We start from the raw sequence: 8,257 nt of genomic DNA, 5'->3' as shown, positions 1-8,257 counted from the left end.
CGACCGGGCCTCGGCCAGGTCCGCGGGCCGTGCCGCCGCGCGGTCGGCCTCCCGGTGCGCGGTCGCGGCGCTGAGCAGCTCCTCGGCGTGCGCGCGGCCGGTGTCGGTGTCGTCCATCCCGGCCAGCATCCGTGCCAGCTCCCCGGTGCGCTCCTCCTCGGTGAGCCGCCGCACGCTGGAGCGGGTGACGCCCGCCCCGGACGCCTTCTGCACCACGAGGTGCCGGTCGGCGTACGCCGCGACCTGCGGCAGGTGTGTGACGACGATGACCTGGTGGCGGGCCGCGAGCTGCGCGAGCCGGCGGCCGATCTCCACCGCGGCCCGGCCGCCGACGCCGGCGTCGACCTCGTCGAACACCATGGTCGGCACCGGGTCGGCGCCGGCGAGCGCGACCTCCAGGGCCAGCATGACCCGGGACAGCTCGCCGCCGGAGGCGCCCTTGTGCAGCGGCTGTGCCACCGCCCCGGCGTGCGGGACGAGCCGGATCTCGACCTCGTCGACGCCGCTCGACCCGGCCTGGCAGCGCCGCCCGCCGACCTCGAGCACCGGCCCGGTGTCGGCAGCGGGCCGCGGATGCACGCCGACCTGCAACGTCGCGTCCTTCATGGCGAGCCCGGCGAGTTCCGCCGTCGTCGCCTCGGCCAGCCGGGAGGCGGCGGCGGTGCGCGCCGCGGTGATCGCGGCGGCGTGACCGGCCAGCTCACCGGCGAGTGCGTCACGGCGGGCCGACAGCTCGGCGAGCGCCTCGTCGGAGGTGTCGAGCCCGGACAACCGCTCGCGGGCGGTGTCCGCCCAGGCCAGCACGCCGTCGGTGTCCGCGGCGTACTTGCGGGTGAGCGCCTTGAGCTCGGCCTGGCGGGTCAGGACGCGGGACAGCAGCTCGGGGTCGGCGTCGAGCCGGTCGAGGTAGCCGCTCAGCTCGGCCGCGGCGTCGGCGAGGACCGCGATGGCCTCGGTGAGGCGCGGGCCGAGCTCCTCCAGCGCGGGGTCGCCACTGCCCTCGGCGAGCCCCTTGGCCTGCCCGGCGAGCCCGACGGCGCCGGGGGCCTCGCCGTCGTCCGACCCGGACAGAGCGAGGTGTGCGCTCTCGGCGGCGGCTCGCAGGTCGTCGGCCTCGGCCATCCGGCGGGCCTGTTCGACGAGCTCGCGGTCCTCACCGGGCTGCGGGTCGGCGGCCTCGATCTCGGCGAGACCGTGGCGCAGCAGGTCCGCCTCCTGGGCGAGCCGGCGGGCGTTGTCCCGCCGCTCGGCGAGCTCGGTGACCACCTGCAGCCACTCGGTGCGCACCGTCCGGTAGGCGGCCAGCGGGACCGCGACGGGGTCCCCGGCGAAGCGGTCGAGCAGGGCCCGCTGGTCGGAGCCGCGCAGCAGCCGCAGCTGGTCGTTCTGCCCGTGCACCGCGAGCTGGGTCTCGGCGAGCCTGCCCAGCACCCCGTTGGGCACCGACCGCCCGCCCAGGTGGGCCCGGGAGCGCCCGTCGGCCGACACGGTGCGGGCCGCGATCAGCGACCCGTCGTCGTCGGCCTCGGCGCCCACCTCCTCGGCCAGTTCCAGCGCCCCCGGCGAGGCCGCGAACCGGCCCTCGACGACGGCGCGCCTCGCCCCGGCCGACACCCGCGAGGACTCCGCGCGGCCACCGCCGAGGAGGTTCAGCCCGGTCACGACCATGGTCTTCCCGGCGCCGGTCTCGCCGGTCAGCACGGTCAGGCCCGGGTCGAGCTCCAGGGTCGCGTCGTCGATCACGCCGAGGCCCTGGATCCGCATCTCGGACAACATGCGTGGGACCATACGTTCGAACACCGACAGCGTTCGAGCCCCGACACGCGAACGGCACCGAACGGATGTTCCCGTGCGCCGAACGGTCGATCAGGTGTTCGAACCCGGTGGTTGGGTCCGGGCCCCGCGCCAGCCCCGGACGGGCAGGTCGAACTTGCGGACGAGCCGGTCGGCGAAGGGCTGCGCGGCCAGGCGCACCATCCGCACGGGCTCCGACGCACGCCGCAGCTCCACCCGGGCCCCGGGCGGCACCGCGACGGTGCGACGCCCGTCGCAGTCCAGCACGGCGGACGGGCCGTCGGCGGACACCTCGATCGCGACGGTGCTCTCCGGCGCGATCACCATCGGCCGGGCGAACAGGGCGTGTGCGTTGCTGGGGACCACCAGCAGTGCCTGCACCTGCGGCCAGATCAGCGGCCCGCCCGCGGAGAAGGCGTAGGCGGTGGAGCCGGTCGGGGTGGAGCAGAGCACCCCGTCGCAGCCGAAGGAGGACACCGGGCGGCCGTCGACCTCGAGGACAACCTCGAGGATGCGGCCGCGGGTGGTCTTCTCGACGACGGCCTCGTTCAGCGCCCACGCCCGGCCGAGCACCTGCCCGGCGGCGGTGACGACGGCCTCGAGGGTGGTCCGTTCCTCGACCTCGTAGTCGCCGTCGGCGAGCTTCTGCAGCGCCTCGGGCAGGGTGTCCTCCTCGGCCTCGGCGAGGAAGCCGACGTGGCCGAGGTTGACGCCCAGCAGGGGCACGCCGGCGTGGCGGGCGAGGTCGGCGGCGCGCAGCAGGGTGCCGTCACCGCCGAGGACCAGGACCGCCTCGGCGCCGCGGGCGCACTCCGGGCTCCCGGGGACCGGGACCGGCTCGTAGCCCGCCGGCACGTCGGGGTCCGCGGCGAGCTCGGCCCACTCGTCGGCGAGCACCCGGGTGCGCAGGCCGAGCCGCCCGAGCTCGCCCATCACGTGCAGCGCGGTCTTGCGGTTGGTGGGCCGCCCGGTGTGCAGGACCAGCAGGACGTCCCTCATGCGGGGCCGTCCGCGACCGCGGCGGCCAGCATCGGCGCGAGCTCGGGCTGCTCGGGGGCGACGCCGGCCGGGCCGTCGACGGGCCGGCGCAGGTGCAGGAAGTACTCGACGTTGCCCGACGGGCCGGGCAGCGGGCTCGCGGTCGCGCCGAGGACGTGCAGCCCGGCCGTGGCGGCGGCGGTCGCGACCCCGTGCAGCGCCTCGATGCGCAGACCCGGGTCCCGTACGACCCCGCCGGAGCCGAGCCGGTCCTTCCCGACCTCGAACTGTGGTTTCACCATGGGTAGCAGGTCGCCTCCGGGCGCGGTGCAGCCGGCGAGGGCCGGCAGCACGGTGCGCAGCGAGATGAACGACAGGTCGGCGACGGTCAGGTCGACCGTCCCGCCGATCTGCTCCGGTTCGAGGGCCCGGACGTTGGTGCGGTCGTGCACGTGGACGCGCTCGTCGGACTGCAGCCGCCACACCAGCTGGCCGTACCCGACGTCGACGGCGACGACCTCGGCCGCCCCGCGGGTGAGCAGCACGTCGGTGAAGCCGCCGGTGGAGGCGCCCGCGTCGAGGCAGCGCCGCCCGGCGGGGTCGACGTCGGTGAACGCGTCGAGGGCGCCGAGCAGCTTCTTGGCGCCACGGGAGGCCCAGTCGGGTTCGCCGTCGTCGTCCGGGCGGACGAGGACCGGTGCGTCCCGGTCCACCACGGTGGCGGGCTTCGCCGCCGGCATGCCGTTGACGACGACCCGGCCTGCGGCGATCAGCTCGGCGGCCTGGCCGCGGGAGCGGGCGAGCTTGCGGCGGACGAGCTCGGCGTCCAGGCGGGCGCGGGTGGGGCCCATCGTCACTCCCGTTCCGAGCCGGCGCTCAGCGCGCGGCCGAGCGCGGCGTGCACCCGCTCGAACGCGGCCGGGTGCTCGGAGACCGGACGGTCGTCCAGCGCGTCGAGCGCCGCGACGGCCGCGTCGACCTCGGCACGCAGGGCCGCGACGGGGCGGTCCTGCTCGGGCCGCGGGTCGCCCGGACGGGGTCCGGGTGCGGGAACGCTCATGGATGATCTCCGGGGACGGGGTTCTGACGCCACGGTAGCCGACGGTCCCGACCGCGGCCGCGACGCGGCGTCACCGCCCTGGCCGCTCCGCCAGGCCGAGGCCGGCCAGTGCCGCGGCGGCGGCCGCACCGTCGGGGCGGACGTCGTGGACGCCCTGCTCCCAGGCCACCGCGCACAGGGCACGCAGCGCGTCCACCGTGGGTTCGGGCCCGTCCCCGTCGCCGGACAGCACGAGCGTGCCGCCGTCGGCGCGGACGTCCCAGCCGGGCCGCGGCCCGGGGGCCAGCTCGTCCGGTGGGCGGGTGAGCGCGGCGAGGTCGGCGCCGATGTGGGTGGGCCGCAGCTCCGGGGCGGCGGCGAGCAGCTCCGCGGCGCCGCTGACCCCGGTCAGGACCATCAGCGACGGGGCGCCCATGGCGTTGGCACCCTCGATGTCGGTGTCGAGCCGGTCCCCGATGACGAGCGGGGCCTGCGCGTCGCCACACCCCTCGCGGAGCAGCCGGGCGGCGGGCTTGCCCGCCACCTGCGGCCGTGCGCCGGTCGCCGTCCGCACGACCTGGACCATCGAGCCGTTGCCGGGCAGCGGCCCGCGCTCGGTCGGAAGTGTGGGATCGACGTTGGAGGCGACCCACAACGCTCCGGCCCGGACGGCGACGACCGCCTCGGCCAGGATCCGCCACCCGGTGTCGGGCGAGTGCCCCTGGACGACGGCGTCCGCGCCCTCGGCGTCACCGACGACGGCGAGCCCGCGGGCCCGGACCTCGTCGGCCAGCGCCGACGTGCCGACGACCAGCACCCGCGCGCCCGGCGGGAGCTGCTCGGCCAGCATCGCGGCAGCGGCCTGTGAGCTGGTGCGGACGTCCTCGACGCGGGCCGGGAAGCCGAGCTCGGCGAGGTGCGCCGCGACGTCGGCGGGGCTGCGCGAGGCGTTGTTGGTGACGTACACCGTGGGCACGCCACGGTCCGCGGCCCCACGCACCGCCTCGACGGCCCCCGGGACGACCTCGGGGCCCCGGTAGAGGGTGCCGTCGAGGTCGGCCAGGAGGACGTCGTGGCGGGACAGGAGGTCGTCGGTCACCGGTCGCCGGCCCCGGTGTCCCGGCCCTGCTGGTGGTCCGTGGCGGGAGCCGCCCCGGAGGCGTCCTGCTCCTCGGCCACGGCGCCTCCGTCGGTCGCGTCGGTGTCGCCGCGGACCTCGTCGGTCCCGTCGACGTCGGTCCCGTCGGCGCTCGGGGCGTCGGCCCCGGACGCGCCGTCGGCACCGGGGTCGCCGACCGCGCCGGCGTGGTCGTCGGCGTCGATCCGGCCGGACGGCGCCGGGGCGTCGATGTGCGGCGCCTCGGCGTGGTCGTCGGCGGCCGAGGGCACGTCCTCCCAGCCGACGGAGAGCTCGTCGTCGGCGCCCTCGAGCTCGTCACCGGTCAGCTCGGCGATCCGCGCGGCGGCGTCGGTCTCCCGGTGCCGGTCGGCGTCGTGGGCGTGGACGAACCACTGCACGGCCTCCGACTCCCGGCCCGCGGCGAGCAGGTTGTCGGCGTAGGCGTAGAACAGGCGGGCGCTCCACGGGTCGCGGCGGACCGGGTCGAGCTCGGGGACCTGGAGCCCGACGACGGCGGCGTCGGCTTCGCCCAGGTCGCGCCGGGCGCCCGCGGCGACGATGAGCAGCTCGATCCGCTCCTCGTGGCCGAGGTCGCGGGCCTCCGGGCTGCGGGCCAGGTCGAGAGCACGCTCGGGACGGCCGAGGGCGCGCTCGATGTCGGCCATGACGTGCACGTGCCCCGGTCCGCCGCCCATCCGGCGGGCGGCGCGGAACTCGCCGAGGGCCTCGTTCCACTCCCCCGCGTGGTAGGCGACGATGCCGGCGGCCTCCCGGACGACCGCGATCCGCGACGCTCGGCGCCGCGCGTAGCGCACGTGCTCGAGCGCCTGCACGGCGTCCTCGTCGACGAGCAGCCCCGCCGCGACGAGGTGCCGCGCCACCACCTCGGCGGTCTCCTTCTGGAGGCCGCGCAGGTCCCGGCGCACGCTCGGGTCGAGCTCGGCGGCCGTCACCGAGTCCGGCAGGTCCGGCTCGGCGACGAAGGTCCGCTCGGCCGACTCCGGGATCGCCCGTCGCGGACGGGCGTCGCGGTCACGGCGGTCGTCGCGGCCACGGTCGTCGCGCCCACGGTCGTTCCGGCCCCGGTCGTCGCGCCTGCGGTCGTCACGGCCGGAGCGCGGGCCCCGGTCGTCCCGGCCGCCACGCGGGCCACGATCGTCACGCTCCCGGCGCGGGCCACGGTCGTCACGGTCACGGAGCGGGCGACGCTCGTCGCGCCCGATGGGGCGCTCGGCACGGTCGGTGCGCGGACCGTCGACGGTGTCGGCGTCCGATCCGGTCGTGCCCGGGGCGGTCCCGGTGCGGTCGACAGCGTCGGCCCCGGTACCGGCCCCGCGGGCGTCGGTCACGGGGGTGTCGGTCCGGTCCCCGCTGTCGGACCGGGGGCCGTCGGACGCGGTGCTGCCCGTGCTGACCGCGTCGTCGGTGCGCTCGTCGCGGGTGACCGGCGCGTCGGCCGCCTCCGCGGGCGAGGTCTCCGGAACCCGGGTAGCGGTGTCGGAGGCGGATGCGCCGGTCGGCGTGGCCGCCTCCCGCGTGTCGGTCGTCGACGGCGTCACGGCAGGCGCGTCACCGGCCGGCTCGGCCTGCACCGCGGCCGGCTGCGCGACGTCCTGGGGCTCGACGGCCGCGGACCGCTCGGACGGGCGGTCGTGCGACGGGCGCTCCTGACGGACGCGGTACGGGCGGTCCTCCCGGTCCCGGGACGGGCTGCGCCGGTCCTCGCCACGATCGTCGCGACCGCGGGGCGCGCGGTCGTCACGGTTCCGGTAGGGACGGGCACCACGGTCGTCCTCGCGCTGCGGACGGGGGCCACGGTCGTCACGGTTACCGAAGGGTCGGCCGCCGCGGTCGTCACGGTCCCGGGACGGGCGGCCGGCCCGGTCGTCGCGATCGCGGAACGAACGGCCGCCACGGTCGTCGCCGCGCTGCGGACGGGCGCCACGCTCGTCGCGGTCCCGGAAGGAACGGGCACCGCGGTCACCGGACGGACGTCCCCCGCGGTCGTCACGGTCACGGAACGAACGGCCGCCGTGGTCGTCGTCGCGCTGCGGACGAGGGGCCCGGTCGTCACGGCCACCGAAGGAACGGCCGCCGCGGTCGTCCCGGTCACGGAACGAGCGGGCACCGCGGTCGTCACGGTCCCCGGACGGGCGACCGCCCCGGTCGTCGCCGCCGCGGAACGGACGTCCCCCGCGGTCGTCGCGACCGGGGAAGGAACGACCGCCACGGTCGTCGCGACCGGAGAACGAGCGGCCATCACGGTCGTCACGGCCGGAGAACGAGCGGCCATCACGGTCGTCACGGCCGGAGGAGGGACGACCGGCGCGGTCCCGGAACGGGCGGCCGCCGCGGTCGTCGTCGCGCTGCGGACGGGCGCCACGGTCGTCGCGGTCACGGTAGGGACGGCGGTCCTCACGGCCCGCGGAGGGCCGGCCACCGCGTTCGTCACCGCCACCCCGGAACGAGTCGCGCCGGCCGGTGCCACCGGAACGGCGGTCGTCGTCACGGGCGGGGCGACGGTCGTCGTCGCGACGCGGCCCGCGGTCGGAGCGGTCGTGGCCGCGGAAGCCGCTGTCGCGCCGGCCGGTGTCGCGTCCACCCCGGTCGGACCAGGAGCGGCCCTCGGTGCGGCGCTCGCCCGGACGTCCCCGGTCGTCGCGCGCACGGTCGCCGCCGCCACGGGTGCCCCGGTCGTCGCGACGCGTGCGGTCGTCGCCGTCGCGGCGCCGTCCCCGCTGGTCGTCACCGCGCGACCATCCCGACCCGCTGCGCGAACCGCGCTCCTCGCCTGCCCGGCCGTTGCCGGGACGTTCCCCGTCCGTCACGTGGTCAGGGTACAAACGAACACCGTCACTTCCGCGGTCGGCGACCGCACTGGGCGAACCGGCCCGCGCACAGAGGCGGACACGGCTGCAGACATACGAAAAAGGGGAGTCCACAGCGGCTACTACACCGTTGCGGACTCCCCTTTCAGAGGTTGAATGTCGGCGGCGACCTACTCTCCCACACCCTGGCGAGTGCAGTACCATCGGCGCTGGAAGGCTTAGCTACCGGGTTCGGAATGGGACCGGGCGTCTCCCTACCGCAATGACCACCGACAACACTATCCAACTATCACCCCACCCCAAAAACTCAGGACAGGGGTCGAGCACACAAACCAACCCCACGATCCCCGGATCACCGAGAACATGGACGTTTGTGGACTCAGGGTCACACAGTGGATGCGAACAACTCGTTGTGGCAAGCCCTCGGCCTATTAGTACCGGTCAACTCCACCCCTCACAGGGCTTCCATCTCCGGCCTATCAACCCAGTCATCTACTG

7 protein-coding genes and 2 rRNA genes are annotated in these 8,257 nt (G+C 76.5%); 1 reads left to right on the top strand and 8 read right to left on the bottom strand.

The window, feature by feature from the left end; genetic code table 11:
• The 6 genes from recN to NH602_RS25190 form a co-directional block, all read right to left on the bottom strand.
• Positions 1 to 1,776 (bottom strand): DNA repair protein RecN (gene recN, locus NH602_RS25215; RefSeq protein WP_253069089.1); only part of this gene is annotated, 1,776 nt, incomplete at its 3' end.
• A gap of 90 nt (positions 1,777 to 1,866) precedes the next feature.
• A complete protein-coding gene (locus tag NH602_RS25210; RefSeq protein WP_073575229.1) occupies positions 1,867 to 2,793 on the bottom strand; it encodes an NAD kinase in 927 nt (308 codons plus the stop codon).
• Positions 2,790 to 3,623: a TlyA family RNA methyltransferase gene (locus NH602_RS25205; protein WP_253069088.1), complete on the bottom strand. Its 834-nt coding sequence runs from the start codon at positions 3,621 to 3,623 to the stop codon at positions 2,790 to 2,792. Before NH602_RS25205 ends, NH602_RS25210 begins: the two co-directional genes overlap by 4 nt.
• A gap of 2 nt (positions 3,624 to 3,625) precedes the next feature.
• Positions 3,626 to 3,832, bottom strand: a complete 207-nt coding sequence (locus NH602_RS25200) for a hypothetical protein (RefSeq protein ID WP_062402852.1) — start codon at positions 3,830 to 3,832, stop codon at positions 3,626 to 3,628.
• Positions 3,833 to 3,902: 70 nt separating this feature from the next.
• On the bottom strand, positions 3,903 to 4,910 hold the full coding sequence (locus tag NH602_RS25195; protein ID WP_253069087.1) for an HAD-IIA family hydrolase: 1,008 nt from the start codon (positions 4,908 to 4,910) through the stop codon (positions 3,903 to 3,905).
• A complete protein-coding gene (locus NH602_RS25190) occupies positions 4,907 to 6,280 on the bottom strand; it encodes a hypothetical protein (protein WP_253069086.1) in 1,374 nt (457 codons plus the stop codon). Before NH602_RS25190 ends, NH602_RS25195 begins: the two co-directional genes overlap by 4 nt.
• Positions 6,281 to 6,284: 4 nt before the next feature.
• Between NH602_RS25190 and NH602_RS25185 the strand changes: the two genes are divergently transcribed.
• Positions 6,285 to 6,602, top strand: coding sequence for a hypothetical protein (locus tag NH602_RS25185; RefSeq protein WP_253069085.1), 318 nt, complete (start codon positions 6,285 to 6,287; stop codon positions 6,600 to 6,602).
• A 1,314-nt stretch (positions 6,603 to 7,916) separates the two neighbouring features.
• Here NH602_RS25185 and rrf read toward each other — a convergent pair.
• Both rrf and NH602_RS25175 read right to left on the bottom strand, forming a co-directional pair.
• Positions 7,917 to 8,033, bottom strand: a 5S ribosomal RNA gene (gene rrf, locus NH602_RS25180).
• A 137-nt stretch (positions 8,034 to 8,170) separates the two neighbouring features.
• Positions 8,171 to 8,257, bottom strand: a 23S ribosomal RNA gene (locus NH602_RS25175); the annotation flags it as partial.

This window comes from Pseudonocardia sp. McavD-2-B (assembly GCF_024124365.1).
In the GTDB taxonomy this organism is placed as follows: Bacteria; Actinomycetota; Actinomycetes; order Mycobacteriales; family Pseudonocardiaceae; genus Pseudonocardia; species Pseudonocardia alni.
This window is presented reverse-complemented; position numbering and strand designations above follow the sequence as displayed.

Excerpts from the sequence above, each read along its gene's own strand:
- NH602_RS25210 (WP_073575229.1), bottom strand. The coding sequence starts at position 2,793 with ATGAGGGACGTCCTGCTGGTCCTGCACACCGGGCGGCCCACCAACCGC.
- NH602_RS25200 (WP_062402852.1), bottom strand. The coding sequence starts at position 3,832 with ATGAGCGTTCCCGCACCCGGACCCCGTCCGGGCGACCCGCGGCCCGAG.
- NH602_RS25205 (WP_253069088.1), bottom strand. The coding sequence starts at position 3,623 with ATGGGCCCCACCCGCGCCCGCCTGGACGCCGAGCTCGTCCGCCGCAAG.